This window comes from Ruegeria sp. HKCCA0235A (assembly GCF_013033235.1).
GTDB lineage: Bacteria > Pseudomonadota > Alphaproteobacteria > Rhodobacterales > Rhodobacteraceae > Ruegeria.
In genome coordinates this window covers 17,653-32,399 of record NZ_WQDQ01000015.1, presented here as the reverse complement: position 1 = coordinate 32,399, position 14,747 = coordinate 17,653, and the positions used below count along the sequence as shown (strand labels likewise).

Annotated in this window: 17 protein-coding genes; 11 read left to right on the top strand and 6 right to left on the bottom strand. The window is 53.0% G+C overall.

Going from position 1 to position 14,747, the window contains the following annotated elements:
* Nucleotides 1-96 precede the first annotated feature (96 nt).
* Nucleotides 97-669: a carboxymuconolactone decarboxylase family protein gene (locus GOW56_RS19935; protein WP_171206973.1), complete on the bottom strand. Its 573-nt coding sequence runs from the start codon at nucleotides 667-669 to the stop codon at nucleotides 97-99.
* Between the two features lie 230 nt (nucleotides 670-899).
* On the opposite strand from GOW56_RS19935, the gene GOW56_RS19930 reads away from it, so the two are divergent.
* Entirely contained in the window at nucleotides 900-1,583 is a 684-nt protein-coding gene (locus GOW56_RS19930; protein WP_171206972.1) for an IS6 family transposase, read from the top strand.
* Between the two features lie 180 nt (nucleotides 1,584-1,763).
* On the opposite strand, the gene GOW56_RS22145 is transcribed toward GOW56_RS19930, so the two are convergent.
* A complete protein-coding gene (locus GOW56_RS22145) occupies nucleotides 1,764-2,432 on the bottom strand; it encodes a GntR family transcriptional regulator (protein ID WP_171169384.1) in 669 nt (222 codons plus the stop codon).
* 361 nt (nucleotides 2,433-2,793) lie between these two features.
* Here GOW56_RS22145 and GOW56_RS19920 point away from each other — a divergent pair, with 361 nt between their 5' ends.
* The 7 genes from GOW56_RS19920 (at nucleotide 2,794) to GOW56_RS19890 (ending at nucleotide 8,312) form a co-directional block, all read left to right on the top strand.
* Complete coding sequence (locus GOW56_RS19920) at nucleotides 2,794-3,729, top strand: TRAP transporter substrate-binding protein (protein ID WP_371807925.1); 936 nt, start codon at nucleotides 2,794-2,796, stop codon at nucleotides 3,727-3,729.
* 76 nt (nucleotides 3,730-3,805) lie between these two features.
* Nucleotides 3,806-4,339 (top strand): TRAP transporter small permease, encoded by a 534-nt coding sequence (locus tag GOW56_RS19915; protein WP_171206971.1) that lies wholly within the window; start codon nucleotides 3,806-3,808, stop codon nucleotides 4,337-4,339.
* Nucleotides 4,340-4,341: 2 nt separating this feature from the next.
* Complete coding sequence (locus GOW56_RS19910; RefSeq protein WP_058272447.1) at nucleotides 4,342-5,628, top strand: TRAP transporter large permease; 1,287 nt, start codon at nucleotides 4,342-4,344, stop codon at nucleotides 5,626-5,628.
* 19 nt (nucleotides 5,629-5,647) lie between these two features.
* Nucleotides 5,648-6,067 (top strand): heme-binding protein, encoded by a 420-nt coding sequence (locus tag GOW56_RS19905; protein ID WP_171206970.1) that lies wholly within the window; start codon nucleotides 5,648-5,650, stop codon nucleotides 6,065-6,067.
* A gap of 25 nt (nucleotides 6,068-6,092) precedes the next feature.
* Nucleotides 6,093-6,965, top strand: coding sequence for an NAD(P)-dependent oxidoreductase (locus tag GOW56_RS19900; protein WP_171206969.1), 873 nt, complete (start codon nucleotides 6,093-6,095; stop codon nucleotides 6,963-6,965).
* 54 nt (nucleotides 6,966-7,019) lie between these two features.
* Nucleotides 7,020-7,763, top strand: coding sequence for an SDR family NAD(P)-dependent oxidoreductase (locus GOW56_RS19895; protein WP_171206968.1), 744 nt, complete (start codon nucleotides 7,020-7,022; stop codon nucleotides 7,761-7,763).
* 72 nt (nucleotides 7,764-7,835) lie between these two features.
* Entirely contained in the window at nucleotides 7,836-8,312 is a 477-nt protein-coding gene (locus GOW56_RS19890) for a PfkB family carbohydrate kinase (RefSeq protein WP_371807924.1), read from the top strand.
* A gap of 67 nt (nucleotides 8,313-8,379) precedes the next feature.
* Here the strand turns inward: GOW56_RS19890 and GOW56_RS19885 are convergent, their stop codons facing one another.
* The 4 genes from GOW56_RS19885 to GOW56_RS19870 are packed head-to-tail and all read right to left on the bottom strand — an operon-like array spanning nucleotide 8,380 to nucleotide 11,469.
* A complete protein-coding gene (locus GOW56_RS19885) occupies nucleotides 8,380-8,664 on the bottom strand; it encodes a YciI family protein (protein WP_171206966.1) in 285 nt (94 codons plus the stop codon).
* A 53-nt stretch (nucleotides 8,665-8,717) separates the two neighbouring features.
* Nucleotides 8,718-9,566 (bottom strand): MBL fold metallo-hydrolase, encoded by an 849-nt coding sequence (locus GOW56_RS19880; RefSeq protein ID WP_171206965.1) that lies wholly within the window; start codon nucleotides 9,564-9,566, stop codon nucleotides 8,718-8,720.
* Nucleotides 9,566-10,990 (bottom strand): sulfatase-like hydrolase/transferase, encoded by a 1,425-nt coding sequence (locus GOW56_RS19875; protein ID WP_171206964.1) that lies wholly within the window; start codon nucleotides 10,988-10,990, stop codon nucleotides 9,566-9,568. Before GOW56_RS19875 ends, GOW56_RS19880 begins: the two co-directional genes overlap by 1 nt.
* On the bottom strand, nucleotides 10,987-11,469 hold the full coding sequence (locus tag GOW56_RS19870; RefSeq protein WP_171169398.1) for a MarR family winged helix-turn-helix transcriptional regulator: 483 nt from the start codon (nucleotides 11,467-11,469) through the stop codon (nucleotides 10,987-10,989). Before GOW56_RS19870 ends, GOW56_RS19875 begins: the two co-directional genes overlap by 4 nt.
* A 119-nt stretch (nucleotides 11,470-11,588) precedes the next feature.
* Here GOW56_RS19870 and GOW56_RS19865 point away from each other — a divergent pair, with 119 nt between their 5' ends.
* From GOW56_RS19865 to GOW56_RS19855, 3 genes are all read left to right on the top strand, one after another.
* A complete protein-coding gene (locus tag GOW56_RS19865; protein WP_171169400.1) occupies nucleotides 11,589-12,539 on the top strand; it encodes a tripartite tricarboxylate transporter substrate binding protein in 951 nt (316 codons plus the stop codon).
* Between the two features lie 72 nt (nucleotides 12,540-12,611).
* Nucleotides 12,612-13,163, top strand: a complete 552-nt coding sequence (locus GOW56_RS19860) for a hypothetical protein (protein ID WP_171169402.1) — start codon at nucleotides 12,612-12,614, stop codon at nucleotides 13,161-13,163.
* Nucleotides 13,163-14,746 (top strand): tripartite tricarboxylate transporter permease, encoded by a 1,584-nt coding sequence (locus tag GOW56_RS19855; protein WP_171169404.1) that lies wholly within the window; start codon nucleotides 13,163-13,165, stop codon nucleotides 14,744-14,746. The genes GOW56_RS19860 and GOW56_RS19855 overlap by 1 nt, the downstream gene beginning before the upstream one ends.
* Nucleotide 14,747 lies beyond the last annotated feature (1 nt).

Below are 14,747 nucleotides of genomic sequence, written 5' to 3'. Positions count from 1 at the left end.
TATCGACGAATTGGTTAACCTCGGGACGTAAGGACGCTTCTGCCGCTTTATTGTCCCAGCTTTTCGCGGCGGCTCGAACTTTAGAACAACATCAATTCAAGGGATGTCGAGGCCATTCTCCCGGCCGAAATCGGTATAGAAGGTGTCGCTGCGGCATCGGTTTAAAGTGGCCTCGTCCGCTTGTCTTGGGTCGTTGCTAGGACTTTGAACACCTGTTCCTTCTATGAAGCGGTTCACGAGATTAAAGACACCGCACACTTGGATAGCATCAAACAACGCACTCTCCGACCAGCCTGCGGCGTAGACCGCTTTTGCATCGGCTTCCGTCATTCGTGATGGCGAGACGGTGAGCTTTTCAATGTATGCTAGTAACGGTTTAAGATGATCCTCGATGGGCGCCGTATCGCGGTCTTCCATCAGTGCCTCGATTGTCTCGACTTCAACGCCATAGGCTTTGGCGAAAACGATGTGTGCGCCATGGCAATAGGCACAAGCATTCAAGCCCGAGACATAGGCTGCAATCAATTCACGTTGGGCGACCGATAGGTCGCTCTCTCCCCTCATCACCAAGCTTTCGTACGCACAAAGCGGGGAAAGTTTGTCTGGAAAGGCTTGATAGACACTTCCGAGTGTCGCGTCCTCCGGCAGAGATGGAAAAAGACGTTTCATTCAGTTTTCTTTCAATCTTGCTATGGATAGGTTTGCCTCAAAGTGAGGAAGCAACGATGTGTACGCTACCTTAAAGCAATTCCGGGTTCCGCACAGAGATTCTGCTGGAATACTGCCAACGGCAGGTTTGCCTGACGACACCCCAGGGGCTCTGTCGCAAACTTTGAGCGAACCTGTTAGGCCGACGGAAGTTTTGGTAGACGCGTGCTCAAAACAGACAGGGGCAGGTCGTGACAATCTCATTCAAAGGCGCTCACTTCCCAAGGGACGTGATACTACACGCAGTGTTCTTCTATCTTCGTTATTCTGTATCCTACCGGGATCTGGAAGAAATTCTGGCTGAGCGAAGCACTTCGGTTGATCACGCGACACTGAACCGTTGGATCGTTAAATACGCCCCTCTGGTCGCCGACCGGGCGCGTCGTAAGAAGCAATGCTGCGATCGATCCTGGCGAATGGACGAAACATGCGTGCGCGTCAAAGGTGAATGGGTCTACTTGTACCGCGCTGTCGACAAACACGGTAAGACCCTTGATTTCATGCTGTCAAAACGGCGGAACAAAGCTGCAGCGACTAAATTTTTCGCTCGTGCGCTCGAAGTAAACCGATTGCCCAGCAAGACTGTTATCGACAAAAGCGGCGCCAACACGGCCGGTATCAAAGCCGTCAACAAGATGTTGAAGGGCTTTGGTTGCCCGATCCCGATCCAGATGGTGAGACGGAAATTCCTAAACAACATAATTGAACAAGACCACCGATTTATTAAACGCCGGATCCGACCAATGCTCGGCTTCAAATCTTTTGAATCTGCTTCCGCTACGCTTGATGGGATTGAAGTTTCGCAGATGATCCGAAAGGGTCAGTTCGGACTCGGATTCTGTCCGTTCAAGCAGTTTGCGGAACTAGCCATCTAAAGACAGCAAATTTCAAGCGGCACTCAGACTTCAGAAAAAAGTGCGACAAAGCCCCTTCAGGCTTCTATCATTATTAGAAACTAGATATTTTGAGCTAAGCGAGAAGTCGATCGGTGAAGATGACAAATCAGAGATTCTCACCGCAAACTTGTTGCTCCCGTAGCTGCGACACACCCTAGGTTACTCAAAGTAGCCTGGGTGCGTCTTGTGAATGAACTCGATGGTTTCGTCGAGGCGGGACAGGTGTTTTCTAACAGCGGCTTGTGCTTGGTCATGGTCTCCTGCCGCCATGGCCTGTGCAATCTCTCGGTGATCGGCGAGGATGGCGTCTGCGGCACTGCCCTTTTCAAGACTGAGCATACAAAGCCGGTCAACCTTTTGCTTGGATTCTAGCATTACTTCAAATGCCATCGGATTGCCGCTGAGCACGTAGATCAGTTTGTGAAAATCATAGTCCAGAGAGTGAAACGCCGATAGATCACCATCACTGATTGCCTGCTCTTGTAAGGCGAGATTCTCTGCAAGTTTTGCTTCACGTGTTGCGTCCCAAACTTCCATTGCCCGATGGACGATCTCTAGCTCCACCGCCATTCTAACCAACCGCGCGAGAGCCACACGCTCCATAGAAAATCCTCGAACTACGGTCGCCTTTTGTGGTCGTATTAAGAGCAGATCTTCGTTGCCGAGCCTTGTGAATGCGTTGCGAACAGGTTGGCGTGATACGCCGAATCGGCTGGCTACCTCTGTTTCAGATAGCTTTGTACCGGGAAGAATTTTTAGCGAAACGATCTCGTCGTGTAGCGCTTCATAGACCGCATCGGTTGTGGTTCGTCTGACAATTTCTTCCACGGTATGTTGCTTGCGCCCTCTGTCTTAGTCACGTTTCAAATTACAGATTCACTGTTATAGCATTGAAATAAAAAGAATATTCTATTTCACTTTGCTTGAGTGAACCAATGTATGCCCGTCACCTATCAAATGCCCTGCGCTTTCGACTGTCAAGCAATCTGACATACTAGATGCCTACTATTGACATAACTTGGATACTAGTGTCCCTTTGGGGGTAGCAGCGATTCTGGTTCTTGGGGGAAATCGAAAGCTACGTGGCTTACGATCTCTGAAAGTCCATGAAAGCCAAATCCTGTCCAAAATTAACCGGGGAGGAGAACCCATGACTTTCACGAAATCGTTCTTTGCGACTGCGACCGCCGTGGCACTCATTGCAACATCAGCTTCAGCCGAAAACTGGCGGGCCTGGAACATCCACAACGACGGCCATCCCAACACGGCTGCAATGGACAAGTTTGCCGAACTGGTTGACGCTGCTACAGACGGCGAAGTTACCGTCGATGTGTTCCACGGTGGTGTTCTGGGTTCCCAGCCGGATGCCCTTGAACAGGTTCGTATCGGCGCAATCGAGGTCGGTAACTTCAACCTCGGTCCCATTGGCCCAATGGTAAAAGAAGCTAACCTTGTATCGCTTCCTTTCATCTTTAAGGATGTGCCGCACATGTTCCGCGTGCTGGACGGCGAAGCCGGTGAGGTCGTTTCAGCTGCGATGGGTGAAGCAGGCGTTCTGCCACTGGCATGGTTTGATGCCGGTGCGCGTTCTTTCTACAGCCAAAAGCCGATCAACACGCCCGCAGATGTCGAAGGTCTGAAAATCCGTGTGATGAACAACGATCTTTATACATCGATGATTTCGGCTATGGGCGGAAACCCGTCTCCAATGGCTTTCTCCGAAGTTCAGCAAGCTCTGAAAACCGGCGTTGTTGATGGTGCGGAGAACAATTTCCCGTCGTTCAAGAATGTCGGTCACTATGAAGTGACCACAAATTATTCTTTGTCCGAGCACCTGATCATCCCCGAGTGCATCTGCGTGAACACGGCAAAATTCAACGCGCTGTCGCCTGAGTTGCAAGCCGCTGTGCGCGGTGCAGCAGAAGAAGCAGCACTGGTCCAGCGTGAGCTTTGGGCAATTGGCTCTGAACAAGCGCGTAAAGATGTTGAAGCGGCCGGCATCACCGTCAATGAAATCGCCGACAAAGGCCCATTCCAGTCTGCAATGGAATCGGTTTATGCAGACTACTTGGCTGCAAATCCTGACATGAAAGCGTTGGTAGAAATGGCGCAAGCCACTGAATAAGTTGTCTTAACAGTTCAACTTTGAGCGCCCGGCTCCGCCAATTGGATGCCGGGCGGTTTGTCTCAGAGGAAATCCAATGCAAGAGCCCGATACCCCCCCTGTCGCCATGCGCAACATGGACAGGATTCTTGATCTGCTCGCACGAGTTTGCATGTTGCTGTCCGGCGTCGCCATTGTTGTTATGACAGCGATCTTTGCCTGGCTGGTGTTCGGGCGCTACGTTCTGAACAACACACCCACTTGGGTTGAGCAGGTTTCACTGCTTTTGGTCATGGTCATCGCGTTTCTCGGTGCGGCTGCGGGCGTGCACAATCACACGCACCTCTCTGTTGTCGTGTTCCGCAATATAGTTCCGCCCTCTGTGCGAACGGTTTTCGTCGTGGTCTCTGATGTCCTGATGGCAGGTTTCGGTGGCATGATGTTTTGGTACGGAATCGAGTTGACCAAATTCAAATGGAACACGCTGATCCCGCTCATCCAATGGTCAGAGGGCTTGCGTTCCTTGCCACTGACAATCAGCGGCGCGTTGGTGTTCCTTTTTTCCACTGGCCATCTGATCCGCCTGTTTCTGGGCCGAGACGAACGCCAAGACAACATAGATCAGGGATAGTCATGGGACTCATGATTCTGTTGGGGGTTTTTGCCCTATGTGTCATCATAGGCGCGCCAGTGGCATACGCCCTTGGTATTGCTGCATTGGCTTCCTTTTGGTTTGAAGGATTGCCGCTGTTTGTTGGATTCCAGCGTATCGTGTCGGGGATCAACGTCTTTTCCCTAATGGCGATCCCGTTCTTCATCTTTGCGGGCGAGCTTATGTTTCACGGTGGTATCGCGATCCGGTTGGTTCGGTTTGCGCAGGCCGCCGTAGGCGCTGTGCGCGGTGGACTTGGCATCGTCAATGTCTTCTCGTCCATGTTGTTTGGTGGCATTTCCGGATCGGCAATTGCCGATATCTCGGCGCTTGGGTCGATCCTGATCCCGGTGATGAAAGACAAAGGTTATGATGCCGACTATGCGGTGAACGTCACAGTGACGTCATCAATTGCCGGGATCATCATTCCGCCCAGCCACAACATGATCATCTTTGCCCTTGCAACGGGCGGTGCGGTTTCTATCTCAAAACTGTTTCTGGCTGGCGTTGTGCCCGGTGTCCTTATGTGTTGCTGCCTTGCAATTGCAGCATACGTCGTAGCGGTCAAGCGCGGCTATCAGGCCGAGCAGTTTCCAGGTTGGACCGCACTTGCCATTGCTTTTGTGGGTTCGATTCCGGGTCTATTGACGGCCGTGATCATTGTCGGAGGGGTCTTGTCAGGCGTCTTTACGGTGACTGAATCCGGCGCGTTCGGGGCAATGTATGCCTTTGTGGTGACGCTTGTAGTCTATCGCAGCCTGTCCTGGGAAAACTTCAAAACCGCCGTTATCTCTTCGGTGCGCACAACGTCTATGGTGATGATCCTGATCGCCTGCGCCGGTGCCTTTGCCTATATGCTGACGTTCAACCGGGTGCCGACAAAAACAGTCGAATTCCTGTTGGGTATCACAGAAAACCCGATCCTGATCTTGTTGATGATCAACGCTGTGCTGTTGCTCTTGGGGATGATCATGGACATGGCCGCGTTGATCCTGATCTGCACGCCGATTTTCCTGCCGGTGATGAACATGCTGGGTATCGACCCGCTGCAGTTCGGTATGATCCTTTTGGTGAACCTCGGTCTTGGTCTTTGCACGCCACCTGTCGGGACCTGTCTCTTTGTGGGGTGTGCTGTAGGAAAACTACCGATGGAGAAAGCGGTCAAAACTATTTGGCCTTTCTACCTCGCCATCTTTGCCGCGCTCATGCTGATCACTTTTGTACCGGCAATATCGCTGACGCTGCCGAACCTGATCATTGGCCCCTAAATCAAAGGAGAATGTGGTGATGCTGACAATAAGACGCCTGGACATCGATGACGCGGGCAAGTTGATCGCAGGAGCGCGAGCCAAAGCGCAGGAAATCGGCGTGCCAATGTGTATTGCCGTCACCGACGAAAGCGGCAACCTCATCGCGTTTGAGCGGATGGACGGCGGCAAGATCACCAGCATCAACCTAGCCATCGACAAGAGCTTCACCGCGGCCGGCATCCAAAAAGGTACGGACGCTCTTGGTGAAGCTAATCAGCCGGGTATGGCCGCACATGGAATATCTTCATCGTTGGGGGGGCGCATGGTGACCGTTGCAGGTGGCCTCCCTGTGACGGTTGACGGACATGTTGTCGGCGGGATCGGAGTGAGCTCGGGCTCACCAGCGCAAGATCTCGACGTCGCGCATGCAGCGGTCACAGCGCTCTGCGAAGTCTAATTAGAAAGAGTTTAAGGAGTCAGATATGACAAAACCCGTCATCGGTTTCATCGGCCTCGGTCTCATGGGCGGCAACATGGCAGAATGCCTGCAAAACAACAGTTTTGATCTGGTTGTTATGGGTCGGAACAAGGAAGCCGTCGCAGCCACAGTCAACCGTGGTGCTGTAGAGGTTACAACGCCACGAGAGCTTGCTGAGAACAGCGATATCGTGATGCTTTGTGTAACAACATCGGATGTCGTCGAAAGCCTGGTCTACGGCGATGACGGCATCCTGGCGGGCATCAAGGACAGTGCCGTGGTCATTGACTTTGGCACCTCGATCCCAGCGTCCACTCGCAAAATCGGCGCAGACTTGGCCGCAAAAGGTGCTGGTATGATTGACGCGCCGCTTGGACGCACACCCGCGCACGCCAAGGATGGTTTGCTTAACATCATGGCAGCGGGCGATATGGCCACCTTTGAGAAGGTGAAACCTGTCCTGGATGTACTGGGGGAAAATGTCTTTCACCTCGGCGAACTGGGTGCGGGCCATGTGACCAAGCTCATCAACAACTTTATGGGTATGACGACGGCTTGCACCATGAGCCAAGCCTTTGCTGTGGCTGAACGCTCAGGGGTAAACAAGCAGCAGCTTTTTGACATCATGTCAGCTGGGCCGTCCAATTCCCCCTTTATGCAGTTTTGTAAGAACTACGCGGTGGATGGTGTCAGCGATTTGGGGTTTTCGATTAACAACGCCAACAAGGATCTTGGTTACTTCTTGAAGCTGGCCGAGGACGTGGGCACTCGTGCCGAGATCGCTGAAGGAACCGCGAACAACCTTCAGGCAGCTGCGGACGCAGGCATGGGCGACGGCAACGTGCCGGAAATCTTCGACTATTTTGCCAAGCTTTAGCGTCAGATCCATCAGTCACGCATAGCAGCACCAAATGAACGGGAAAGAACAACCATGAGACTTCAGGGAAAGACCGCAATTGTCACGGGTGGTGGCCGCGATATCGGACGCGCCTGCGCTGTCAAACTCGCCTCCGAAGGGGCGAATGTCGCGGTGAACTACTTCGCCAGTAGTGCCGGCGCCGAGGAAACCGTAGCCGAGATCAAAAAGATCGGTGGACAGGCGTTTGCAATGCAAGGCGACCTGAACAGACCCGAAGAGGTCGATGCGTTGATCGCCAAGACGGTCGATACCTATGGCAGCCTAGACATTCTGGTGAACAATGCCGGAGGTTTGATCGCGCGCAAGAAAATCAACGAGATGTCGCTTGAACATTGGCAGGCTGTCATGGATCTCAACCTGACCAGCACGTTTCTTATGGTCAAAGCGGCACTGCTGCATATGAAATCCGGGGCCATTGTAAACATCGCCAGTCAGGCGGGGCGCGACGGTGGTGGCCCTGGTGCATCGGCTTATGCAACGTCAAAAGGCGGGGTCATGACGCTCACCCGTAGTCTTGCAAAAGAACTCGGCCCCGATATCCGTGTCAATGCAATCTGCCCAGGCATGATCGACACGGATTTCCATAATATCCATACTCCCGATGCAGGCCGTCGCGGGCTAGAAGCTGCTGCGCCGCTCAAGCGGCAAGGCCAGTCTCAAGATGTTGCGAACCTAGTGGCGTTTCTGGCAAGCGAGGACTCGGCTTATCTGACCGGGACCAATGTCGATATCAATGGTGGGATGCTGTTCTCGTGACCACTGCAAAACAGGTTACCTAATTGTCGAACGCTACCGTTTGTCAAACTTCGAAGTAATGGAAACCGGAGTATGCGAATTCTAGCGATAGGTGAATGCATGGCCGAAATGGCCCCAACTGACGCGCCAAGCACGTATCAAATGGGGTTCGCCGGAGACACGTTCAATACAGCTTGGTATCTGGCCCAACTCACACCCGAAACGCCCTTGTCCTATTTTACCGCCGTCGGAGATGATGCCATCTCGTCCCGGATGCTGGGTGCGATGCGCGAAAGCGGAGTCAACACCCAGCAGGTGCGGATCGTGCCAAACCGTTCAGTGGGGTTGTATCTTATCACGCTAAACAACGGGGAACGTAGTTTTACCTATTGGCGCGGCCAGTCGGCCGCACGCCTATTGACCCAAGACAAGCAAGCACTTGCCCATGCCATGACGCAATCAGATCTCATCTATTTCTCGGGCGTCACTCTGGCAATCTTGAACCCTGAGCCGCCCTTTCTTCGGTTGTTTCACTGGCACGTTCAGCCCGAAGCGGACCTTCAAAATTGAGCTTCCCAAACTCGGCAACGCGGATTTTGAAACAAGTCGCCTCAAGCCGCCCGTTAAGCTGCGCCCGTCAGCTGACAGACAATTGCTTTCCAGTAGAAAATATCCGGAAAGTTCGATGGCCGGATCGGAAAAGCGGGTCGCCTTCGATCAGCCGGACAATGCTGTCTCTATCGACGGCATTAACAATCCACAGGCCACCGACGGGCTTGGCGGTCCCGTTTGGTGCAAGTGATGCACCGTCAACAAGGATGTGAGGTTGAGCTGTAAGGTAGGTGAGGTGGTCCACAAATAATTGCTCTCGAACCGCCGACATCTCCGGTTCGTCTTCAAAAAGAACAATCAAGTGATTCATATCACTAACCTGTTTCTACATTTGTGACTTGAACCTTGTTGAATCCAATCATTTTAGAGCGTGTACTCCTGTAAATCTTCGACAATCCCGAAGGCCCCTTGAAAGACACTCTTTATATTGTTCAAAGCAGCAGTGTGTGAGGGCTCGCTGTCCATATGCACGCGGAAATGAGTAAGCAGGAGTTGTTTGACGCCATCGCTGTGCGCGTTTGAAGCAATCTCAGATGGGGAGGGCGTCAGGGTAGCCATCATGGGATGAGCGGGCTCGCCATCCAAGCGGTAGCACCAGTGAAGCAAAAGGTCGGCGTTTTTTGCTAGAGCGGACAAGTCGTCACACAATCCAGCATCTCCCGAGTAGACAAATTTCTTGCCTTCACTTTGCACAGAGAATGCAAGGCAGGACAGAAAGGGTTGCGCGTGAGGTACTTCGCAAGACGTCAACAACCAGTCTTTGCGTTCGTACGAAAAACCCGGTTCAATCTCTTGCACCTGCGGCGTTGGCCAAGGCCGTGGCAAACTGCCTCCGCGTGCTTTCCAGACTTCTTGGCTCGGCACGAATTCTGTGCGTGCGCGGAGGTCGTGCGATAAGACGCCGCCTGGGCCGAAGTACCCTTCGGTGACTTGCGCGATAGGCGGCGGACCAAACACTTTGAGGGGCGCGGCACCTTCGTCCCAAGCGGCATGTACCAGGCGCGCATAATCCATCATGTGGTCGGTATGCAGATGCGTGAAGAAAAGGTGAGTGATGTCTGAAGGCGAGCGACCCGAGCGCAAAAGGTTGTCAAACACGCCACCCCCGCAATCAAACAGGATCACGTCATTCCCGACTTCTAGAAGGTAGCCGCTGGAGGCACGGCGGACGTAGGCTTCAGGAGAGCCAGAACCTAGAATAGTGAGCTTCATTACGTGACCCCCGGCGGCGGTGTTGCGCCGGGAGCACCGAGCTTCAAGGCAGCTTCGCGCCCCCCATATTGTGCGATCAAATCGGCCTGATCGTTAAATGCCAATGCGTCGACAGCTTCGATATCCACGTGGTGCGACATGGCCTCCTGCATTCGCAGCAGCTTATCTTTGTAACGAGGATCTGGGGCAAGATTTGTCAATTCTTCCGGATCTTCCAAAAGGTCAAACAGCTCTGGTTCGAAGCCGATATACTGGTTCAACTTCCAGCCTCCTTGGCGCAGCATGAATGCTCCGGACACGGCCCCGGCGGCGTGATATTGGCTTAGAATTGCACGGTGTAAGTGCGGGGGGGCAGCAGCGATTTCAAATAGTGACTGCCCTGCACAAGCAAAGTCCAAACAAAAGTGTGCAGGTATAGTGGCAGAAAGGTCCAGAAGGCTGACTGGCGTTTCACAAATACCGATGGGCACATTCGGGCCGGCCATGATCATCGGGATTGCAACGCTCTCTTCATAGAGATTGGATTTTCCCCAAAGCCCACGTGCGCCAACATTGTCGCCATGGTCGGACGTATATACAACTACTGTGTCATCAGCCATGCCGCTTGCTTGCAAAACATTCAAGATTCGACCCACATTGCTGTCCAGCCAGCTCGTAAGACCGAAATAGGCCGACATGGCTGCAAGCCGTTCTTCTTCGCTGTCGAAGCGGTTTTCGCTATCCATCATAGCATTTTGTTTTTCTACCCATGGGTGACGGACGTGGCCTTGATTTGGGTGGAGTTTCGCTGGAGGAAGGATATCGGACGGGTACATTTCGAAGAACTCTTGAGGACAGACCAAGGGGAAATGCGGTGCGACAAGACCAACGTATAGACACCATGGTTGGTCGTCGTCTTCTTCCGCTCGGTTCAAAAGCCATTCTTCGGTTCGCTTTGTGACCGCTGCATCATACTCTGTATACTTACTTTGACCTGGACCAATATACTCGCCAAGCATACGAGGTTTCACACTCACGCGCTCATCCTCGCGCCTGATCGAAGCCCAAACCATGCCAACGCCGTCTGCCACCATCATAGGCAAATGCTCAGTGTCGAAACCCGCTGGGTCCTCCGGCGCACGGTAGTGTAGCTTGCCAATACTTTCGACAGGAATGCCTCCTCTTTGTAAGGCATGACCCCAGCCCTTTATCTGACCGGTATAAGGCATTGCATTGTCCCAGAGCCGTGTGACATGGACAGGTTGGCCAGTCGCAAAACTCGCGCGCGCAGGGACACAGATCGGGCACGGGGTATAGGCGTTACTAAAGCGGGTTCCTCGAGCCGCCAGTGCATCCAGATTTGGGGTTTGCACAAATGGGTGTTCGGCACATCCCATGGCACGCGCTTGATGTTCGTCCGACATGATCACCAGAAAATTTGTCATGACGTTTCCTTTTCGAAGTCCTGCGTCGCAGCTTCGATACGTTTGAGCACTTCTATGAAGTTTCTACGTTCTTTAGCCGTAAACTGTGCATTCAAGGCGGATTGGCGGCTCCGCATTCTCGGCAGTGCTTTTTCGTAAAGTTGGCGTCCTTTCGGGGTGATATGTAGGACGGACGATCTGCTATCCGATTCGCTTTCCCGCACGGATAGCAGGCCTTCCTTTTCCATGATTTTTATTGTGCGGCTGAGTTGGCTTTTATCCATAAGAAGGCGGCGAACGATCTGATGTGGCGCCAGCGGACCAACGCTTATAAGCATTACCAATACCCGCCATTGCACCTGAGAGAGCCCCGCAGTTTCCTTAAGGATTTTGGAAGCTTGGGCATTCAATTGAGCATAAACCCGCGACAGACGCAGAGTGATCATCTGCTCTAAAGGTTCCTCATAGGGACCTAGATGGTGGTCATTGTCCATTTTCATAAATCACCCTTCACTTGCCTGATGGTAGGGGGAGTTTGGTTGACACGTCAACCGATTTTAGTTGACAGGTCAACTTATTTCCGGCGATGCTTGGTGGATCGCGTTAGGGAGGAAACGCTATGAATAAAGCACTTAAGACCATCGCTGTTACTGCTCTTGGTTTGGCGCTGGCCGTATCCGCGCAGGCCGAGGACTGGGTACCACCCGGACCCATTAAGCTGATGATCGCATTTGCGGCAGGGGGTGGAGCTGACACCCAGGCCAGATTAATCGCGGAAGATCTTGAAGCGGCTACCGGATGGGAATTCATTCCCGAGCAAGTGACTGGCAAGGGCGGGATGAACCTTGCGATGGCAATTAAGGATATGCCGAACGACGGATCCGTGATTGGCATGGTCGTGACGGAAACACTTGGGTACAACATGCGGGCGGCAGACGCGGGCGTTGGCCCATCGGATTTCACCGGCATCACCACCACGGCCGGGTTCCAAATGGGGGTTGTGTCACTTTCGTCTAAAGGCTGGAATAGTTTTGAGGACGTAGTAGCCGCGGCTAATGCCGGTGAAGAACTCCGTTTTGGTGTTATGAGCCCACGTCTAGCCGATCTGGCGTATCTGCTAGGCAAAGCGCAAGGCGTAGACTTCAACATTGTTTCGGTCAAAGGCGGTCGCGCAGTTATGAATGGCGTCAACGCGGGCGACATGGATCTAGGTTTCATGGCAGGTATCCAGGGCAAGGGTGTGGCGGCCGGTGACCTAGTCAATCTGGCATCGGCGCTGTCCGAACCGCTGAAACAGACGCCAGATGCACCGACCTTTGCGGATCTTGGCGTTGAGTTCGACTCTGACGGTGCCTTTGTTTTTGTAGGTCCAGCCGGTATGGACACAACGGTACGTGATGCATTGGCTACCGCTATTGGAACCGCGATTTCGACCGAAGGAACAAAGTCGAACGCGATGATCACTAAGGCATTTGGTGGGCCATTGATCCAGAATGGCGACGAATTGCAACAGCGTTTGCAAGCCGAATATGACAAGGCGGGTGAGTTGCTGGAAGCTGCATCTGAATAATCAATCTGCCCCGCTTTTGGGTGGGGCAGTCATACTTCGCCACCAGTCATCGTGGATCAAAGAGACAGGCGTATGTCCCCTGAGAAAGCAACAAATCGCGCCTTGGCATTTGGTGCCATTGTGGTCGCGCTGTTTATCGCTCTTGTGTGGGTTCCCATGGATACGGATACCGGGCTGATTGAAAAAGTGCGCCGTCAAGTATCCATCGGAGACGCCTTCGCGCCTACGTTGGCAGCGGTTTTTATCGGTGTTGGGGGGATGCTTTTGGCTATTCAGCGGCTATCGGAAATGGATGGACGCTTGCGCATTGCCAACTTAAGGTTTCTTGCCACGTTACTAGTGCTGCTTTTGGTGTGTTTTGCCATCATGCGCTGGACAGGTCCAGCAGCAGTAGCTCTGACTGGTGCAGGTGAAAACTATGCATCTTTGCGCACAACCGCTCCTTGGAACATAGTCGGATATTTTTTCGGTGGAACCGTGATGATTGCTGCGCTCATCGCAATGATTGAGGGGCATTCCTCCTTTCGCGCGTTTTTGATTGGTGTGGTCTCGACCACTCTTTTGATCCTACTCTATGACGTGCCATTTGACGATCTTTTACTGCCGCCCAACGGGGACGTTTGATGGAGGTTTGGACCTACATCCAACTTGGTGTCGCGGCGGTGTTTCACGGGCCAGACCTCTTTTCGATTGCTGGATTTGGTGTTCCGGTGACCCCGATGATGGTGCTGTTCGGCTTCTTATTGGGCATTGCAGTGGGAGCAACTCCGGGTTTGGCAGGGCCGATGGCGATGGCAATTTCACTGCCTATTTTGATTTCAATCTTCGGCTTTTCTCCTGATGCGCTATTGCCCGTAATGGGCTTTTTGATAGGGATCATGAAAGGGGCCACGATTGGCGGCGCAGTGCCAGCGATTCTGTTCAATACACCCGGCACACCAGATGCATTCATGACCACACTTGACGGTTATCCGATGACGCAGGCTGGCAAGGCACGCAAGGCCTTAAAAATCGCGCACGTGAGTTCGGCATCAGGGGACACTTTCTCGGATATTGTGTTGATCCTGTGCGCGCCGTTTTTAGCTGTGCTTGTAGAAGCTTATCTGGATTTGCCTGAGAAAACCGCGCTGTTGGTCTTGTCGCTTGCCTTCATTGCTTCGGTAATAGGGGACTCCGTCGGCAAAGGGCTGATTTCAATGGGGCTCGGACTGTTGGCGGTTTACATCGGCACGGGTGAAGACTTCTATCCGCGCCTTACAATGGGGACGCAGACGCTGGCGCAAGGATTTCCAGTTGCGACCGCAATTCTTGGCGTATTAATCCTTGGCGAGGTCTTTAAGTCTATTGAGGACCTTTGGTATGACCACCGCCACACCCAAAAGCGGCTGACTTACAATGAAATCGGTGACCAGCATTTGCGTCGCTCTGATCTTCGCCGCATCACACCTTATATCGCTCGTTCTGCCGTCATCGGCACAGCCATTGGGGCATTGCCCGGCGTTGGGAGCACTTTGGCCGCGACGCTCGGTTTTACAACTGGAAGTCGGCGTCACGCCAAAAAGTCACCCGACGAAACGCAGTTTGGTAAAGGCGCGCCAGAGGGCATTGCATCGACTGAGGCAGCTAACAGTTCGGTTTCCGGGGCAAACCTTATTCCGGTTCTCAGCCTCGGCATTCCTGGAAATGCCGCAGCAGTTTTTTTGATACTCGCCGCTGACAGTATTGGCGGCTTTAACCCCGGCCCTTCGGTTTTCAAGTTTACCACAGGCGGAATTAACCCAGAACTGGTCATGGCCTTTGGTCTTTTCACGATCATGATGCTCGCAAACCTCTTCAATTGGACAATCGGAGGCGGGTTTATGCGGGTCGTGGGGTACATGATCCGCATCCCAAAACACATGCTGCTGCCCGTTGTGCTGTTGCTGACGTTTACAGCGATCTATGTCCAAGAGGCACGCATGTCGGCGATCTGGTTCGCGGTTGGATTTGGAGTGCTGGGGTATCTAATGCGCCGTGTGGGTATGTCGCCCTTACCTTTCGTGATTGCTTTTATTCTTGGCGGCAACCTCGAAGAAACTGCGCGCCAGGCCTTTGCCGCAACCGGCGGTGATGCATGGTTCCTGTTCAATAATCCCATAGCCGCAGCATTTATGGCGCTGGCTGTTGTCGTTGTTTTTTTCTCTAGTCTTTCCCGCAAGGAGGCCTAAC